Annotated in this window: 12 protein-coding genes; all 12 read left to right on the top strand. The window is 51.2% G+C overall.

The window, feature by feature from the left end; translation table 11 throughout:
* Positions 1–4: 4 nt before the first annotated feature.
* On the top strand, positions 5–1618 hold the full coding sequence (locus tag KQX66_RS13235) for an ABC transporter substrate-binding protein (protein WP_216793049.1): 1614 nt from the start codon (positions 5–7) through the stop codon (positions 1616–1618).
* Between the two features lie 143 nt (positions 1619–1761).
* A complete protein-coding gene (locus tag KQX66_RS13230) occupies positions 1762–3240 on the top strand; it encodes a glycoside hydrolase family 32 protein (protein WP_216793047.1) in 1479 nt (492 codons plus the stop codon).
* A gap of 22 nt (positions 3241–3262) precedes the next feature.
* Positions 3263–4156, top strand: coding sequence for an ROK family protein (locus tag KQX66_RS13225; RefSeq protein WP_216793044.1), 894 nt, complete (start codon positions 3263–3265; stop codon positions 4154–4156).
* Positions 4157–4333: 177 nt separating this feature from the next.
* The gene (locus KQX66_RS13220) at positions 4334–8134 is read left to right on the top strand and encodes a GH32 C-terminal domain-containing protein (RefSeq protein WP_216793042.1); all 3801 of its coding nucleotides are present in this window, start codon (positions 4334–4336) and stop codon (positions 8132–8134) included.
* Between the two features lie 833 nt (positions 8135–8967).
* Positions 8968–10329, top strand: coding sequence for a glycoside hydrolase family 68 protein (locus tag KQX66_RS13215; protein ID WP_216793040.1), 1362 nt, complete (start codon positions 8968–8970; stop codon positions 10327–10329).
* A 46-nt stretch (positions 10330–10375) separates the two neighbouring features.
* On the top strand, positions 10376–11710 hold the full coding sequence (locus KQX66_RS13210; RefSeq protein WP_216793039.1) for a glycoside hydrolase family 68 protein: 1335 nt from the start codon (positions 10376–10378) through the stop codon (positions 11708–11710).
* Positions 11711–11868: 158 nt separating this feature from the next.
* Complete coding sequence (locus KQX66_RS13205) at positions 11869–13251, top strand: PTS transporter subunit EIIC (RefSeq protein ID WP_216793037.1); 1383 nt, start codon at positions 11869–11871, stop codon at positions 13249–13251.
* Entirely contained in the window at positions 13244–13786 is a 543-nt protein-coding gene (locus tag KQX66_RS13200; RefSeq protein ID WP_216793035.1) for a PTS sugar transporter subunit IIA, read from the top strand. The genes KQX66_RS13205 and KQX66_RS13200 overlap by 8 nt, the downstream gene beginning before the upstream one ends.
* Positions 13776–14627, top strand: a complete 852-nt coding sequence (locus KQX66_RS13195; RefSeq protein ID WP_216793033.1) for a PRD domain-containing protein — start codon at positions 13776–13778, stop codon at positions 14625–14627. Before KQX66_RS13200 ends, KQX66_RS13195 begins: the two co-directional genes overlap by 11 nt.
* Before the next feature lie 67 nt (positions 14628–14694).
* Positions 14695–15669, top strand: a complete 975-nt coding sequence (locus KQX66_RS13190) for a LacI family DNA-binding transcriptional regulator (RefSeq protein WP_216793030.1) — start codon at positions 14695–14697, stop codon at positions 15667–15669.
* Between the two features lie 82 nt (positions 15670–15751).
* Complete coding sequence (locus KQX66_RS13185; RefSeq protein WP_216793028.1) at positions 15752–16699, top strand: ABC transporter permease; 948 nt, start codon at positions 15752–15754, stop codon at positions 16697–16699.
* A gap of 78 nt (positions 16700–16777) precedes the next feature.
* Positions 16778–17674, top strand: coding sequence for a carbohydrate ABC transporter permease (locus tag KQX66_RS13180; protein WP_216793026.1), 897 nt, complete (start codon positions 16778–16780; stop codon positions 17672–17674).
* The last annotated feature ends 10 nt before the right edge of the window (positions 17675–17684 follow it).

Genomic DNA, 17684 nt, shown 5'->3' with positions numbered 1-17684 from the left:
TAGGATGAAAAAGTTTAAACAACCGAAATCTGCCTTCAAGGCCGCATCCGCATCCGTACTTGCTTCCGCGCTCCTGCTTTCCGCCTGCAGTAATGACGGGAGCGGCGGTTCCGCCAGTCCCCAGCAGGACCCAAGCGGGAAAGTCACGCTGAATGTGATGACGCAAAGCTCTCCGCTTGCCCCGGCCGATCCGAACGAAAAGCTAATCTTTAAGCGTCTTGAGGAAAAAACGAATGTTCACATCAACTGGAAAAACTTCACCCGGGATGTGTTTGTAGAAAAACGAAATCTCGCAATGGCGAGCGGCGACCTGCCCGATGCAATCTTTGACGCGGGGTACGGTGATTATGAGCTGTTGAAGCTAGCGAAGGACGGGGCCATCATCCCGCTGAACGATCTGATTGAGAAGCACATGCCGAACTTAAAGAAAGTGCTGGAGGAAGCGCCTGAATACAAAGCGATGATGACGGCTCCGGACGGTAAGATTTATGCATTCCCGTGGATCGAAGAGCTCGGCGAAGGAAAGGAGCGCATTCAGGCTGTCGACGCGGTTCCCTGGATCAATGTGGCGTGGCTAAAAAAGCTGGGACTCCAAATGCCGAAAACGACGGAAGAGCTGAAAAAGGTGCTGATCGCCTTTAAAACGCAGGATCCGAACGGCAATGGAAAGGCGGATGAAATTCCGCTGTCCTTTATTAACAAACCGGGCGCCGAAGATCTCGTCTTCCTGTTCGCGGCATACGGGCTTGGGGAGAACCCGGACCACGCGGTAGTGACGAACGAGGGCAAAGTCGTCTTTACCCCTGCTGAAGAAGGGTATAAGAATGCGGTAAAGTTCATTAACGAGCTGTATAAGGAAGGGCTTATCGATATTGAAGCGTATACGCAGGACTGGAGCACCTACCTGGCTAAAGGGAAGGATCACAAATACGGCCTTTATTTCTCCTGGGATAGGAGCAATATCTCCGGTGCCAATGACAGCTATGACGTCATGCCTCCTGTAGCCGGGCCAAGCGGCGAAATCAATGTCACTCGGACAAACGCCCTCGGCTTCCACCGCGGCAGAATGGTCATTACGAGCGCCAACAAAAACCTGGAGACGACGGCGAAATGGGTCGATCAAATGTATGACCCGATTCAATCCGTCCAAAATAACTGGGGCACCTATGGCGATGACAAGCAGCAAAATATTTTCGAGTTTGACGCTTCGAACAAGATGCTGAAGCACTTGCCGCTGAACGGTACGGCGCCGGTAGAGCTGCGCGAGAAAACAAGCGTCGGCGGTCCGCTCGCGATCCTGGACAGCTATTACGGCAAACATACAACCTTGCCGGACGACGCCAAAGAAAGAATGCAGATCGTCAAGAAAATTATGGTTCCTCACATGAAAGCGGAGAATGTGATGCCGAGCGTCTTTCATTCGATCGATGAGCTGGATCGCCTGACGACCATCGAAACAGACCTCTTCGCCTACGTGCTTAGAATGCGCACAGAATGGTACCAAAACGGCAAGATTGACGAGCAGTGGGATGCCTATTTGAAAGAGCTTGATCGGCTGGGGCTGAAGGAGTGGCTTAAAATTAAACAATCCGGTTACGATCGGGCCGCAAAGCAGTAAGGGATGTCCAAGCGGAGGTTGTGCACCTGGCGGCGATGAAGGCGTTGAAGTGCGCAGCCTCCTACTAATTGAGATATATAGAGACAAATTCCGGCACGACAGTCGGACGGATCTGATTTCGGAGAGAAAAGGAGAGCTGCACCATGTCTACCACGGTCAAGCACAATTATAGAGGTACGTATCATTTCTCACCTAACGAGAAGTGGATGAACGATCCGAACGGGATGGTCTATTTTAAGGGCGAATACCATCTGTTCTTTCAGCATCATCCCAACGGGATGACTTGGGGTCCGATGCACTGGGGCCACGCCGTCAGCAAAGACTTGGTCGTCTGGGAGGAGCTTGATATCGCGCTGGCGCCGGATGAGAACGGTATGATTTACTCGGGGAGCGCTGTGGTCGATTGGCGAAATACAACGGGTTTTTTCGGGGATGAGCCCGGACTTGTCGCTATTTTTACGCATCATCTTCCGCAGGAGGGCGACCTCTACCTCCAAACGCAGAGCCTCGCGTACAGCAAGGACAACGGGAGAACCTGGACAAAATTTGAAGGCAATCCGGTATTGAAGCATGAGTCTTATATCGACTTCCGCGATCCGAAAGTATTTTGGCATGAGGACACGAATCGCTGGGTCATGGTCATCGCATGCGGGCAATCGGTATGTATCTACCATTCCCCCGATTTGAAATCGTGGACACTTGGAAGCGAGTTTGGCGCTGGTATCGGTTTCCATGGCGGAGTGTGGGAGTGTCCGGATTTATTTGCGCTGAATCTTGACGGAGATTCGTCCAAGCAAAAATGGGTGATGCTGGTCAGCATCGGTGATGATCCCGCCTATAAGGAAGGCTCGCGGATCCAGTATTTTACCGGAAACTTTGACGGAATCGCGTTCACGCCGGATGAATCGTCCCACACGGTGCGTTGGCTGGATTATGGCCGCGATAACTATGCGGGTGTAACCTGGTCCGACGTTCCTGCGGAGGATGGAAGACGCCTCTTTATCGGCTGGATGAGCAACTGGAAATACGCCAATCTTACTCCGACGGAGGGATTCCGCGGTGCGATGACGGTACCAAGAGAGTTGCAGCTTCGATCCGGAGCGGACGGCTGCGAAACCTTGGTGCAGAAGCCGGTGCGTGAGTTCGAGTATGTCCGTGTTCGGGCGCTGGAGCTGACGAATGTGTCCTGGAAAGAAGCGAGAGAAGCACTCGCTTCCTTGCAGCTGGAGAGCTATGAAATGAAAGTGGTCGCGTCGTCCGGCTCATCTTATGCATTCAAGGTGAAAAAGGGCGATCAGGGAGAGACTATAGTCGGGGTGGATGCAGCGCGTGGAGAAGTGTATGTAGACCGGACGAAGTCCGGATTGCATGAGTTCCATGAGCAGTTCCGAGGCGTTCATGCGGTAAAGCTGCAATCTCCGGGAGCGACGATCGATCTTCAAATTTATGTGGACCGTTCCTCCGTCGAAGTATTTGCCAATGGCGGCCAGGCGGTCATTACCGACCTGATTTATCCCGAAGGCGATGCTTTAGGAATTTCGCTAACGGCTGAAGATGATCGGCTTCTGCTGGCTTCATTGTCGGTTTATGAAATGGCGCCGTCCGCCAAGGGCTCGAACTAAGTACGGAAGGGGGCAACCCGATATGTTGCGCATTGGAGGAATCGAAGCGGGCGGAACCAAGTTTGTATGCGGGGTCGGAAACGAACGCGGCGAAGTCGTCGACAGCATCAGCTTTCCGACGGAGGATCCCGAGACTACGCTCGGTAAGGCGATTGCTTATTTCAAAGAAAAATCCGTGGATGCGATAGGGATCGGATCTTTCGGTCCGATCGACCTTCGCCTCGGGAGTCCGACCTACGGATATGTCACCACAACGCCAAAGCCGGGCTGGGGGAATGTCGACTTTCTGGGGACTCTGCGGCGCAAATTCGATGTTCCCTGCGGATGGAACACCGATGTGAACGTGGCCGCCTTTGGCGAGGCGACCTGGGGAGCGGCCAAGGGATTAAAAAGCTGCCTCTATTACACGGTTGGGACAGGAATCGGCATTGGCGTCTTTTTGGAAGGCAGGCTTGTCCAGGGGCTGGTCCATCCGGAAGGCGGGCATATGCTAACGAGGCGGCATCCGGGGGATGATTTTGCAGGCTTATGCCCTTATCACGGCGACTGCCTTGAAGGCATGGCGTCCGGGCCGGCGATCGAGGCCCGTTGGAACGTGAAAGGGCATGAGCTCCCGTCGAACCATCCGGCTTGGGAGATGGAAGCCTACTATATTGCGCAATCGATTACCGGAGCCGTTCTTTTGAATTCGCCGGAAAAGGTCATTCTCGGAGGGGGCGTCATGCAGCAGTCCCAACTGTTCCCGCTCATCAGGGAAGCGGTGAAAGCGAATTTGAACGGTTATGTGAGCGCCGGCGAAATTGTGGAGCGCATGGACGAATACATCGTACCGCCGGGACTTGGACAGCAGGCTGGTTTATGCGGGGCATTCGCGCTTGGTCTTGCCGCCCTGCAGTCTCAGGTTCCTTCACTTTAACTTGACGCTGCAGCTATAATGTTCGGCCGATTTGTAAAAAGGGGGGCTGGCTGTGCGAGCAGCTCCTTTATTCCCATGATTCAGGGAAGGGAACGCAGTGACAGCGGGTTCAATAATAGACCCTTTACGCAATGGTATTGCTTATTGTTACCTTGAAAGAATAGAGGAGGCCTATGGATGAAATTCGAGAAAGGTTTGCCTATTCTATTATCCTGTATGCTGCTTTTCACTTCGGTTCCGATGTTGACCGCCTTTCCGTCAACGGGCCGGGCAGCCGGGGAGCTATCGGCACTTCAAACCGAAAAGGAGGAAGCTCTCATTTCTGAAAGCGCAATCAAATCGAATAGTGATCTATCGGGCTGGAGAATCTCCGGGAAAGGGAGGCTGGAGGATACAGAGCAAGGGATTCGGCTGGCCTCCGAACCCAAAGAGAATGTTCTGGCCATCTCGGATACTGTGGCGGATGATTTTATTTATGAGGCGGACATCATGCTGACGGATATGAACGCCGATGCAACACTGCTCTTCCGCTCCAACGAGGAAGGTTGGTCTTCTTATATGTTACAGCTTGTGCCTCAAGCCGGTCTGTTCCGTTTGAAGGATGCCAACGGGAAGGGAACGCTAAAGGTGGAACGGCAGGTCGCCCTTGCGGCGGGCGAAATTTATCATTTGAAGGTGAAAGTGGAAGGGGACAACATCAAGGTTTATTGGGGAGATAGGTACCAACCGCTCATCGATATAAAAGATGATACCTACAGTTCGGGGTATCTTGGGCTGCATGTCTGGGACGGCTCGGCGCTCTTTCAGAACGTGAAAGTAAGCGGCATGAGAGGGAATCTCGGCACCCCGCAGCACCGTGCCGGAACTTGGAGGCCCGATCTTAGAGGCTATAAAGGAACGGGAGCCGCCGGGCAGCAAGCGGTGCAAATTTTTGGGTTAACCCATAATGTCATATTTGAAGGGGATATGTCCTTCGGCAGGGATTCGGCGGATGGTGCTATGCTCTTCAGGACCGATAAAACGGGGCTTTCGGGCTATGCGGTTTCTTTACGGAAAGACGGCAATCAAGTCCGGGCCCAGCTGCGAAAAGCGGATGGTACCGTCATCAAAACTTCAGCACAGTCCTATCTTACGCAACCGGACTCTAGACATCATGTCGAAATCTATGCCGTCGGCAATCGGATTCGGGTATTTGTCGACGGGTACGCCGAGGCTGCTGTCGATATTACCGACAACAGCTTTAAAAGTGGGCACGTCGGATTTTCCGCCTTGAATGGAAGCGTTTACTTTCAAAATATGTATGTGACTGCGGCAGCCGACTATTACACGGAACAGTTTCGCCCCGCTTATCACTACTCGCCTGCCCGCGGGTCCGCCAGCGATCCGAACGGGCTTGTCTACTACGAAGGCGAATACCATCTGTTTCATCAGGATGGGGGAACCTGGGCCCATGCAGTCAGTACCGATCTGGTGAATTGGAAGCGGCTTCCGATCGCCTTGCCGTGGAATGATTACGGACACGTATGGTCAGGCTCGGCTGTTGCCGATCTGGAGAATGCGTCCGGGTTATTCACAGAATCGGGAGGCAAAGGACTGATCGCCTATTATACGTCCTATAACCCGGATTTGCCTGGGAGCAATCAGCGTATCGGGCTCGCTTATAGTACAGATCAAGGGCGTACCTGGAAGTACTCCAAGGAGCGGCCGATTGTGATCGAAAATCCCGGAAAGCAAGGAGATGACCCGGGCGGCTGGGACTTTCGCGATCCCAAGGTTATCAGGGACGAGGAGAACGGCCGTTGGGTGATGGTCGTGTCCGGAGGGGACCACATCCGTTTTTTTACCTCGACGAATTTGCTCGATTGGACGCTGACCGATAATTTCGGCTATGGAAATTATGTTCGCGGCGGGGTATGGGAATGCCCGGACTTGTTTCCTTTAACGGTGGAAGGGACGGGTGAGAAAAAATGGGTGCTCATGATCAGTACGGGCGCCAATCCGAAGACGCAAGGCTCGGATGCGGAGTATTTTGTCGGCGAGTTGACTACGGAAGGGAAGTTTTTCAACGATAATCCCGTCGGCAAGGTGCTGCGAACGGATTACGGCAAGGAATTTTATGCGTCCATGTCCTTCTCCAATCTGCCGGATCATCGACGGATCATGATGGCTTGGATGACCAATTGGGATTATCCCTTCGCATTCCCAACCGTAGGCTGGAAGGGAGAAATTACGCTGCCGAGAGAAGTGACGCTAAGGCGGACGGAAGAGGGAATTCGGCTCGCTCAGGCTCCGATCGAAGAGCTTAAGTCTTTGCGAAGCGAGCTTTATACCGCGGTCCATAAAGAAGTGAACCCGAATGGGGCGAATTTGCTTCAGGGTATCGCTTCAGGAGCTTATGAAATCGAAGCCGAAATTGAAATTCCGCAGGGAAGCGGGGTGCGTGAATTCGGGTTTCATCTCCGCGAAGGAAACGACCAAAGAACCATTGTAGGATATCAAGTCGCTGAAAAACAGATGTTCGTGGATCGTTCGAATTCAGGCGCATCCGATTTTTCAAATTTATTTTCAACGGTTCACACAGCTCCGCTTCAGCCGGAGGGCCGACGTGTTAAACTTCATGTTTTCGTGGATAAATCCTCCGTTGAGGTGTTCGGGAATGACGGCAGGGTTGTCTTCACGGATGTCATCTTCCCCGACCCGTCAAGCCGGGGCATGAGCTTTTACACCGATGGCGGCAAGGTGAACGTGCTGTCTATGAAGGTGTATGCGCTTAAGAACGTGTGGAACCAAACGGCGGATGGCACAACCCGAATGTTGGCGGATACAAGCATCCGGGAAATGAATGTCGGGGACAGTCAAATTTTGAATGTCGCAGTAGAGAACGGCAAACGGAACGGGACACAGCCGATCAAATGGAAAACAAGCGATTCAAATATTGTGAGGATCGAACAAGCCGACCACGCGAAAGCCGTTATTCGGGCGACCGGCAAAGGCGAAGCTGCTATTACCATTACTACTCTAAACGGGAAAGCAGCGGCGACCGTGCCCGTAAAGGTGTATGACGGCAAGTTCCTGACGAATCTAACCGGCTGGACTTCCGATCCGGCTTCGTTAAAATGGGTAGCTACCGAGCGCGGTATCCGTGGCAGTTATCCAAGCGATGCCCATTATATGGCACAGGAAACGGCGGGCAATTTCGTCTACGAAGCGGAGATGATGCTTGCCGAATCCGGCGGGGCAGGTTCCCTTTTGTTCCGGGCGAGCCGGGACGGAAGCAGCGGATACTATTTTAATCTGGATCCGAATATGAAGGCCTTCAGGCTCTTCTACAAGATCGACGGAGGCTTTGCGGACAGACAGGTGCTGGCGAAGGTACCGGCTTTTGTACAGCCCGGGAAAACCTACAGCGTCAAAATCGAAGCCGATGGACCGTATATCCAAATCTTCGTGGACGGAACAAGGATCATGGACCTTAAGGACGGCACGTTTGCAGATGGACACTTCGGGCTGCATGTATTCGGAGGTCAGGCTTATTATCAAAATGTTAAAGCCAGCTCAATGCAAGCGGCTAAGCTGCAAAAGGCAAGATTCACGAATATCGCGACTGACGGATTTCTTTATACGTCCAAATCGGAAAACGGGGAGCCGGCCACTCTTAAGGTTGCAGGAGAAGGCGAAGCCGCGCAAACTTGGGTTTTGGTGCCTACAGGCGATGAGCATGGCTCCTACTCTATCCGTACCCTGGAAGGCAAAGCTTTGGATCTCGATACGGGACAAAACAAAATCCAGTTGTATAGCTACCTTGGCTTTAACAATCAGCGATGGCTGCTCCATCGGAACGAAGACGGCACCGTAAGCATATCTTCAGTTCATAACGGGAAAGTGTTTGAGGTTTCAGAAAACGGAAACGGGCTGAGCTTAAGCGAGCCTGATCCCGTACTTGACCGGCAAAAGTGGAGGATGGAAGTCGTCGAATAGCGTATGTCAGACTGTGAGTGTGTTTCCATGAGACATGCTTACAGTCTTTTTCAAATTGCGACGATTATTAATTGCACTTGCAACATGCTCCCTTAAACCGTAAAGGAGCAAGAATTGGCATCTACCCCTTGAGAACGAAGGAATGTGAGGGCATAGACCCAGCGTGACATGGGAGGGTCAAACCCCGAGGGTGAATGTGGATATCCAACTGTGCGATTATACCCAATTATCCACAGTTTTGGAGAGTCTGATATCCTAAGCTCTGTTCCCGCCTACGCTCTGATTCCATTCAGTTGCATGGGCTACATTCTTCACTACTACCGCTCAGACTGTCAAAGTCGAAATATTGAGATTACGTGAGAAAACGGGAGATAACATTACTTTTTAGTGGGAGGGCGAGTTATTATCTGTTTTGTGCTATGGATATACGTTTCGAAAAATGCACAAAAGCTTGGTAAAGTTTACCGACGTGTTTGAGATAAGCAGTAGAACATTAATGGAAGCCGTAAGCCTTTTGTACCGGCGTAATCATCGCAGTCGTTACTTTTCTCTAGGTCTGAGTCCTATAATGATATGGGATCATTTACCTATTGAACTTGTCGTCGAAATAAAGATAGAATAAAAAAGCAAGCAAAACTACAAAGCGCGGGATTGTTACTGCTAAAGCAGGCAAGACCTAAAATGTTTTCAGAATCGTGCCTCAGGCGCGCGATTTTGAACGTTTTAGGTCTTTTTTATTGCCCGCAAAATCGGGGAGGGGGAGAAAACAGAGATTATCACGCCTGTAATAGCGGAATCGAGAAAATCAATGCCACTCTTAGGGAGGAATACAAATGAAAGCGAAAGTAATGTTTAAATTCGGAACACTGGTGCTGGGAACTACGATTCTTGCAAGCAGTTTGGCAGGCAATTATGTGTCGGCCGCTAAAGCAATAAGCGCGGGCGTTCCCGATAATTTCACCGCGATCTGGTCCCGCCAGCAAGCGGAGAAAGTAACGCTGACGAATGAAAATACCGCTCCTGAAGTGAATATAGACTTCGATCTTGTCGCACCGGATCAATGGGTTTGGGATACATGGCCGTTGCAGAACCGGGACGGCTCACTTGCGAACATCAAGGGGTATAGAGTTGCCTTCGCTTTGGTTGCTCCACGCACTTATGGATGGGGCGAGCGCCATACGCATGCCAGAATCGGAATGTTTTACTCGAAAAACGGAAAAGATTGGGTGTACGCCGGGGTTCCGTATGATGAAAACAAAGCTTACGGACATATGCAATGGGCCGGTACGGCAATGCTCGATGAGAACGGCAAAGTGCATCTGTTCTACACGGCAACCACGGATATGAACGCAGGCGGCGGCAAGGCGTGGAACGAGGACAACTGGACGACCCGGGCAGAGCAGCGCATCGCCAAGACCACCTTTGATATCAGCGCCGATAAAAATGGCGTGCATCTAACGAACGAAGGCGATCACCAAATTATTCTGCAAGCGGACGGCAAGTATTACGAAACGATTCAGCAATTCCAAAACAAAGGAAATATCATTACCGCCTTCCGTGATCCGTTCTTTTTCCGCGATCCGAACACCGGCAAAGAATATATTATCTTTGAAGGTCAAGCGGGCGACAACTATGCGATGAAGCCGGAAAATATCGGGGACGAGGAATACCGCCGTACGCATTCCGTCCCGGATCGGGCGGCTTTGTACAACGGCAATATCGGCATAGCGGAAGTATTGGATCACGACGTCACCAAGTTGAAGCTGCTGCCGCCTCTTGTCGAATCGATCGGCACCAACCACCAGTTGGAACGGCCGCATGTTGTCGTCAACGGCGATGAGTACTATTTGTTCACGATCAGTCACACGTTTACTTATGCTCCGGGTCTGACCGGCCCTGACGGCGTATACGGCTTCTACGGCAAAGGCGGCCTTCGCGCAGACTACAAACCCATGAACGGCAGCGGACTCGTCGTCGCCAATCCGGCTTCCAACCCTTATCAAGCCTATTCCTGGATGGTTCTTCCCAATCAACAGGTGATTAGCTTCGTTAACGAGCCGAGAGATGGAAACGGCAATGTCAAATTCGGCGGCACGTTCAACACCACGCTGAAAATCAACCTGAGCGGCGACAAATCGGAAGTCGGTAAAGAGGAGCAAGCCGGCGAAATCAAGCCGTTTGGCGCGAACCGCTAAGCGGTCCCGATCGGGGACGAACCAACTGGAGAGGAGCAAGCAAACAATGATTCGAATCAACATGAAGGGCTTGGCTGCCGCCGCATTGGCCGCGTGTATCGTCACTTCTGGGTTGTCCGTTCATCCTGCGTTCGCCCAAGGAGGAGAACAGACAGTCAACTGGACCCGGGAAGACGTTTCGAAAATCGAACTGAATCAAGATAATACGTTGCCTTACATCGATGTAAGCAAGCTGGAAAAGATGGCTCCCGGCTACCACATCTGGGATACGTGGCCGCTGCTGGACCGCGACGGGAACATCGCATCCTACAAAGGCTGGAAAGTGATCTTCTCGCTTTCCGCCCCGAATACTGTTCTTCCCGGCAAAGTGCACGATATTGCGACGATCCGCTACTTCTACTCGAAGAACGGCAAAGACTGGACCCTGGGCGGCGAATTGTTCCCGGCGGGAACAGCGCTCGGCCAGCGCCAATGGGCCGGTTCGGCGATGCTCGATGGCGATCAAATTCACGCCTTCTACACCGCGACCGGACGGGAGGGCCAGGCTCAGCTTACCTACGAGCAGCGCATTGCCAGCGCCGCGGGCCGTATTGTGGCCGACAGCACCGGTGTGCGATTCGAGAACTGGGGGCAGCACCGCGTTATTCTGGAACCGGACGGGAAATACTACCAGACCAAAGAGCAAGCGCAGCAAGGGGAAGGCGGCTATGCGTTCCGCGACCCGATGTGGTTTAAAGACCCGAAGACAGGCAAGGAATATTTGCTCTTCGAAGGCAACTCCGGCGGCGCTGTCGGCGAGCGGAGCTTCAAGCCCGAATACGCCGGAAGCGGGGAGTATCTTCGGCAGCATCCGGTGCCGGCCGGCGCCGTGCACGCCAACGGCAACATCGGCATAGCCGAAGTGGTGAACGGCGACTTGACGAACTTTAAGCTGCTTCCGCCGCTGATGGAAGCGAACTATGTGAACGAAGAACTGGAACGCCCGCATGTGGTCGTCAAAGACAAGAAATACTACCTGTTCACCGACAGCCATATCAACAAATACGCTGAAGGGCTGCATGGACCGGAAGGCATGTACGGATTCGTCTCCGATACGTTGATCGGCGGCTACAAGCCGCTTAATGGAAGCGGCCTGGTCTTGGCTAATCCCCCGGAAAATCCGTACCAAGCCTATTCCTGGTTGGTCACGCCGGAACTGAATGTAGTAGGATTCGCTCATTTCGGCGATCTGGACAACCTAACGATTGGCGATGTAGGCAACCAATCTCCGGAATTCCAGTTCAGCCACTTCGGCGGCACGTTGGCGCCTACGGTAAAGATTTCCATTAAAGGGGATCGAACGCAGATCGAAAAGGTTCTGCCGCAGGGTTGGATCAAGTAAGTCCGCTTTCTATTTAATATTATGGCACACCGCCAAAACAAGCTCGCCCGATGGGCGAGTTTTGGCATTTTGTTTTTAATTGAAAAGAAGCGAACCGAAAACGAATGGTATAAACGAATGGTATAACAGCTAATAATGCGTAGAGGAGGAGATAGCGATTGCGGACTGAGGCGGAACAAATCGTCGAGAAGCTGCTGCCGCTCTTAGGCGGGAAGCAAAACATCATAAGCGCAGTTCACTGTACGAGCCGACTGCGATTACAGCTGCGTGACGAACAAAAGGCGGATACCGCCGCTGTTGAGAATCTGGATCACGTCGAGGGAGTGTTCAGCAGAACCGGACAGTACCAAATTATTTTCGGCGTTGGCATGGTGAATCGGGTCTATAAGAAACTGGAAGAAGCGATCGCAGATTCGGACGCAAGCAGCGCAAAGTCTTCTGTGAGCGGCCCCACTCCTTCCGCAATCAAACGGACAAAGCGCCATCTCCTCATTTCGTTTACAACAACGTTGTCGAACATCTTTGTCCCAATCCTTCCTTTTATAGTAGCGGGAGGTTTGCTTATCGGATTGGCAGGAACGATCCAATCCGCTCATTGGGCTGCGCCGGACAGCGCCTGGATGAACATGCTTAACTTTTTCTCATCCTCCGCCCTGCTTTTTTGGCCGATCATCGTTGGCTTCAGCGCCGCTAAGGAGTTCGGCGGCACTCCGGAACTGGGCGCTTTTATCGGCGGAATCGTGGCGCATTCCGATATCACGGATATATTCGGCTTGCCGACCGGCTCCATCGGATACCAAGGTACGGTCATTCCTGTCCTGATGTCCGTTTACTTGATGAGCAAGGTCCAGGTAGGGCTGAGGAAAGCCGTGAATCCGTCTATGGCCTTGTTCGTTATCCCGATTATTACGGTCCTGTTCACGGGAATTGTCTCGCTGCTTATGATCGCGCCGCTTGGCGCTTTCATTGGCGGTTTGCTTACTCGAGGACTGGAGTCCGTTTATGTGCACGGAGGCTTGATCGGCGGCTTTCTTTTCGGGGGAGTTTATTCGCTCATCGTGATTACGGGACTTCATCATAGTTTGCATGCCGTTGAGGCAGGTTTGATCTCGGACCCGCATATCGGAGTGAACTTCCTTCTTCCTGTTTGGTCGATGGCCAATGTCGCGCAAGGCGGCGCCGGACTCGCGGTCTATTTGAAAACAAGGAACAAGAAGTTGAAGGATACAGCCCTTCCGGCCTCGATTTCATCTTTTGCGGGCATCACGGAGCCTGTCATTTTCGGCATCAATCTTCGATTGAGAAAGCCGTTTGTTGGTGCTTGCATCGGAGGAGCGGCAGGCGGTGCCTATGTGGTCTTTACGCAAGTAGTGGCGAATTCGTACGGTTTGACGGGGCTGCCGATGATCGTCCTTGCGGCCCCGTTAGGCTGGTCCAACTTGTTGAACTATCTGATCGGTTTTGTCCTCGCTGTGGGATGTGCTTTTGCGGCGACCTGGTTCCTTGGATTCGATGAATGTAAAGGAGCGCGCGATGTTTAAGAAGAGTTTTTTCTCGACCAAGCGGAAAACGGAAGAGATCCTGATCTCTCCAATGACCGGCAGAGTGCTCGCGATGGAGGATGTTCCCGACCCCGTTTTCTCCAATAAAAAGGCGGGGCTGGGGATTGCCGTCGATCCGGAAGCGGGTACGGTTGTTTCTCCCGTAGACGGCGAGCTTGTTCACTTGTTTCGCACGAAGCACGCGCTGTGGATTCGTGGCGAAAGTGGCCTGGACATCTTGATTCATATCGGTCTTGATACCGTGTATATGCAAGGAGAGGGGTTCAAGGCATTGGCAGGGTCCGGGGAACGGGTGAAAACGGGCCAGCCTCTTAGCGAGTTTTCGCTCGATTTGGTTCGTAAGAAAGCCGTGAGTGCCATAACGCCGATGTTCCTTATCACTCCCAGTCAGATCGAGCATGCGGAGATTGAACTGCCGGACCGTGCCGAAATGGGAGTCACTCCGTTGATGAAGGTAAAGGTGAAGCCTTACGCCGGAGACTCTGTTGAAAGAAGGGTACATCATGAAGATTAACAAGATACTGAACAACAATGCGATTATTGTCAAGGAACCGGATGGGGAGAAAATTGTCATGGGCGCGGGGATCGCATTTCAGAAGCAGAAGAACGATCCCGTGGATCAATCCCGTATCGAAAAGATCTTTGTTATGAGCGACCGAGCGAAGCATCGGCAGCTCGAAGAAATCTTGTCGACGTTACCCGAGGAACATATCCAATTGTCGGAGGAGATCATCTCCTATGGCGAAAGCCAGTTGGGCGTCAAAATAAACGAGCACATTCACATCGCGCTGACCGATCACCTCTCGTTCGCGCTTGATCGCTTGGTCCGGGGAATGGTAATCAAAAATACGCTGCTCAACGAAATTAAAGTGTTGTACCCGAAAGAGTTTCAGATCGGCCTTTATGCAAAAGCGCTCATCAAAGAAAGGCTTGGAATCGATATTCCGGAGGATGAGGTCGGTTATATTGCATTGCATATTTATACGGCCAAGCGAAATGCGGGAGAAATGTCCAAGACGCTCGACATCACCTCCATGATGCGGGACATTGTCAAGGTGATTGAGGATAGCTTGAAGGTCAAACTTGAGGGACATACCGTGTCCTACGAGCGGCTCATTACGCATTTGCGGTTTGCTGTCCAGCGGTCGGAATCCGGCGAGCCTTTTCACGAATTGGATTCGGATATGGTCCATATTATTAGGGAAAAATATAAGGAATCGTATGCCGTTGCAAAGAGAGCGGGGGACTTGATCCAAAAGGAATACGGTTTCGTCCTTGACGAATCGGAGTTGGCTTACATCTCCATGCAAATTCAGCGAATTAAAACGAGAGAGATGGTGGAAAAAAATAATTGAAACGTTTCCAATATCGTGATATGATAAATCCGTGATAGCGCATTCATGAATGCCGGAGGTAATTACATTGCCAAGTATAAAAGATGTTGCGGATTTAGCGGGAGTCGGAGTCGGCACTGTTTCTCGGGTCATTAACAATAATGTCACGGTAAAGCCTAAAACAAGGGAGAAGGTGCTCTCGGCTATCCGCCAGCTAAATTATATCCCCAATGAAGTGGCCAGAAACTTTAAGATGCAAAAATCAACCATGGTCGCTTTGTTGCTTCCAAGCATATGGCATCCGTTTTTCTCGGAGCTTGCTTATTATATCGAAGACGAGCTTGATCGAGAGGGTTTTAAATTAATGCTTTGCAACAGCGGAGGCAAGCCGGAGAAAGAGCTGTATTATATCGATATGCTTAATCAGAACAAAGTGGCGGGGATTATCGGGATTAGCTACAACGACATTGATGACAGCGTCAGTACGGATATTCCGATTATCAGCATCGACCGTCATTTTGCCAAAAAAATCACTTGCGTTACATCGGACAATTTTACCGGCGGCCGCATCGCTCTAAGAGAACTTGTGAAAGCAGGCTCGAAAAAACCTGCATTCCTCGGAACCGTCACTTCCGTTTACAGCGAAACCATGCTTCGCAAAGAAGGATTCATTGCAGAAGCCGAATCGTTAGGAATTGACTATATCCTCTATGAGGAGTCTGATCCCGTTCCGGACGAAGAGAAGTACTTTGAGAACTTCTTTAAAACCAAGGCACACCAGGATGTTGACGGTATCTTTGCCATAACGGATATGTTTGCCGCCCGGTATATCAAAACCGCGAAACAATATGGATTCCGCACCCCCGAGGATGTGAAAGTCATCGGATATGACGGCATTCAAAATAATACATTGTTCCATCCGATCCTATCCACTATACGCCAGCCTGTTGAAGAAATGGGGAGAATGTCGGTCAAGCTTTTGTTCCGAAAAATGGAAGGAGAAACGCTGGAGTACGAGACGTATCGACTCCCCGTCGAGTATCGAGCCGGTGAGACCACTTAGCGGGATGCTTTTTTTTAAAGCAAAATGGAAACGTTTCAAAAATAAATGAAAGCGTTTCAGTCCAAGAAAGAGAGGTAATCTTATGGAATCCGTCATCAGTAAGGAGCAAGCAACGGGCGTGAAGAAGAGCGGTGTGTGGAAAAGGATCAAGGCAAGTTATCAGCTTTACTTGTTTTTATTCCCCGCCGTCGTTTTGTATCTCGTGTTTAAATACTATCCGATGTACGGCATTCAGATCGCCTTTCGAAATTTTACGCCCTCCAAGGGAATATGGGGTAGCGATTGGGTCGGAATCGACAATTTCGTACGCTTTTTCAAAGCCTATAATTTTTGGCAGATCATCGAAAATACGGTTTCCCTGCAGGTATTGACGCTTTTATTCGGTTTCCCCATGCCGATCCTTATAGCATTGATGCTGAATCAGTTGAATGGCAGACGGTACAAGAAGTTTGTCCAGACGGTCATTTATGCGCCGAATTTCATTTCGATGGTGGTCTTGGTCGGGATGCTGATCGTTTTTTTGTCTCCTACAAGCGGGATCGTGAATCACCTGATCGTGCTGCTCGGCGGCAAGCCCATCCAGTTCATGTCGGATCCCCAATGGTTCAGACCGCTCTATATTTTGTCGGGAATTTGGCAGGAAACCGGGTTCGGCACCATCATTTACTTGGCGGCGTTAGCCGGGATTAATCCGGAGCTCCATGAGGCGGCGACTATGGACGGAGCGAGCAAATGGAGACGTATTCTGCACGTAGATATCCCGGGGATTATGCCCACGATCATCATTCTGCTGATTTTTACGCTGGGCAATATCATGAACGTCGGATTCGAGAAAGCCTTCCTGATGCAAAACGATCTCAACTATTCAGCTTCCAACATCATTCCGACGTATGTATATACCCAAGGGATACAGAAAGCGCAGTATAGCTATTCGGCCGCCGTAGGACTGTTCAACACGCTAATCAACATCGTTCTGCTGCTTGCCGTTAACCGGATCGCGAAAAAGGCTACGGGCACCAGCCTGTTCTAAGCGCATGCTTCCGGAGTGAGTTTTGTTGCACAGAACTACAGGAAGCATAGCTCTACAAAAATTATAGGGGGATGCGACATGGAACTGGTCATGAGAAGACGTTCAAGAAGTGATCTGATTTTCGATTTGATCAACTATGCATGTTTGACCATCGGGGTTTTGCTGATCCTGTATCCACTCTATTTCGTACTGATTGCCTCCATTAGCGATCCGAACGCCATCTATGCGGGCGAAGTTTATATTCTGCCGAAGCATCTGACTTTTGACGGGTACAGCCGGATTCTCCAAGACAAGCTGATCTGGAGCGGTTATGCCAATTCGATTCTGTATGCAGTCGTCGGTACGGCGATCAGCGTATCGATTACCCTGATGGCGGCCTACCCTCTTTCGCGTAAAGATTTGTATGGAAAAACGTTCATCACCTGGTTCCTCCTGTTTACTACGTTTTTTAACGGCGGCCTCATTCCAACCTATTTGCTGATAAAGAGCCTGGGGATGGTCAACACGATGTGGGCCTTGGTTCTCCCCGGAGCGGCAGGGGTATTCAATATCATCATCGTCAGGACGTTCATTCAGAACACTATCCCCGACGAAATGCGGGAGGCGGCTGCTATGGACGGATGCTCCGATACGACATTTTTCGTGCGCATTGTGCTGCCTCTATCCAAACCGGTTATCGCCGTTATGGTCCTCTTTCATACCGTCGGATTTTGGAACTCGTTCTTTGACGCCTTGATTTACTTGAATTCCGATAAGTTATGGCCTCTGCAACTGGTATTGCGGAATATTCTCGTCCAGAATCAGGTGGATGCCAAGGTTCTCGTCGATGTGGATTCGTATTTGGCCAAAATGAGAGTCACCGAACTGATCAAATACGGGGTCATCATCATATCCAGCGGACCATTGCTCGTCCTGTACCCGTTCCTGCAGCGCTATTTCGTCAAGGGAGTTCTGATCGGTTCCATTAAAGGCTGATTCATTTCCG

The sequence above is a fragment of the Paenibacillus oleatilyticus genome (assembly GCF_018998565.1).
In the GTDB taxonomy this organism is placed as follows: Bacteria; Bacillota; Bacilli; order Paenibacillales; family NBRC-103111; genus Paenibacillus_G; species Paenibacillus_G oleatilyticus.
Note: the sequence above shows the minus strand (reverse complement) of the source record. Positions and strands in the feature narration are given on the sequence as shown.

Coding starts and splice junctions, on each gene's coding strand:
- KQX66_RS13230 (WP_216793047.1), top strand. CDS start 1,762: ATGTCTACCACGGTCAAGCACAATTATAGAGGTACGTATCATTTCTCA.
- KQX66_RS13225 (WP_216793044.1), top strand. CDS start 3,263: ATGTTGCGCATTGGAGGAATCGAAGCGGGCGGAACCAAGTTTGTATGC.
- KQX66_RS13215 (WP_216793040.1), top strand. CDS start 8,968: ATGAAAGCGAAAGTAATGTTTAAATTCGGAACACTGGTGCTGGGAACT.
- KQX66_RS13235 (WP_216793049.1), top strand. CDS start 5: ATGAAAAAGTTTAAACAACCGAAATCTGCCTTCAAGGCCGCATCCGCA.
- KQX66_RS13220 (WP_216793042.1), top strand. CDS start 4,334: ATGAAATTCGAGAAAGGTTTGCCTATTCTATTATCCTGTATGCTGCTT.
- KQX66_RS13195 (WP_216793033.1), top strand. CDS start 13,776: ATGAAGATTAACAAGATACTGAACAACAATGCGATTATTGTCAAGGAA.
- KQX66_RS13180 (WP_216793026.1), top strand. CDS start 16,778: ATGGAACTGGTCATGAGAAGACGTTCAAGAAGTGATCTGATTTTCGAT.
- KQX66_RS13200 (WP_216793035.1), top strand. CDS start 13,244: ATGTTTAAGAAGAGTTTTTTCTCGACCAAGCGGAAAACGGAAGAGATC.
- KQX66_RS13185 (WP_216793028.1), top strand. CDS start 15,752: ATGGAATCCGTCATCAGTAAGGAGCAAGCAACGGGCGTGAAGAAGAGC.
- KQX66_RS13210 (WP_216793039.1), top strand. CDS start 10,376: ATGATTCGAATCAACATGAAGGGCTTGGCTGCCGCCGCATTGGCCGCG.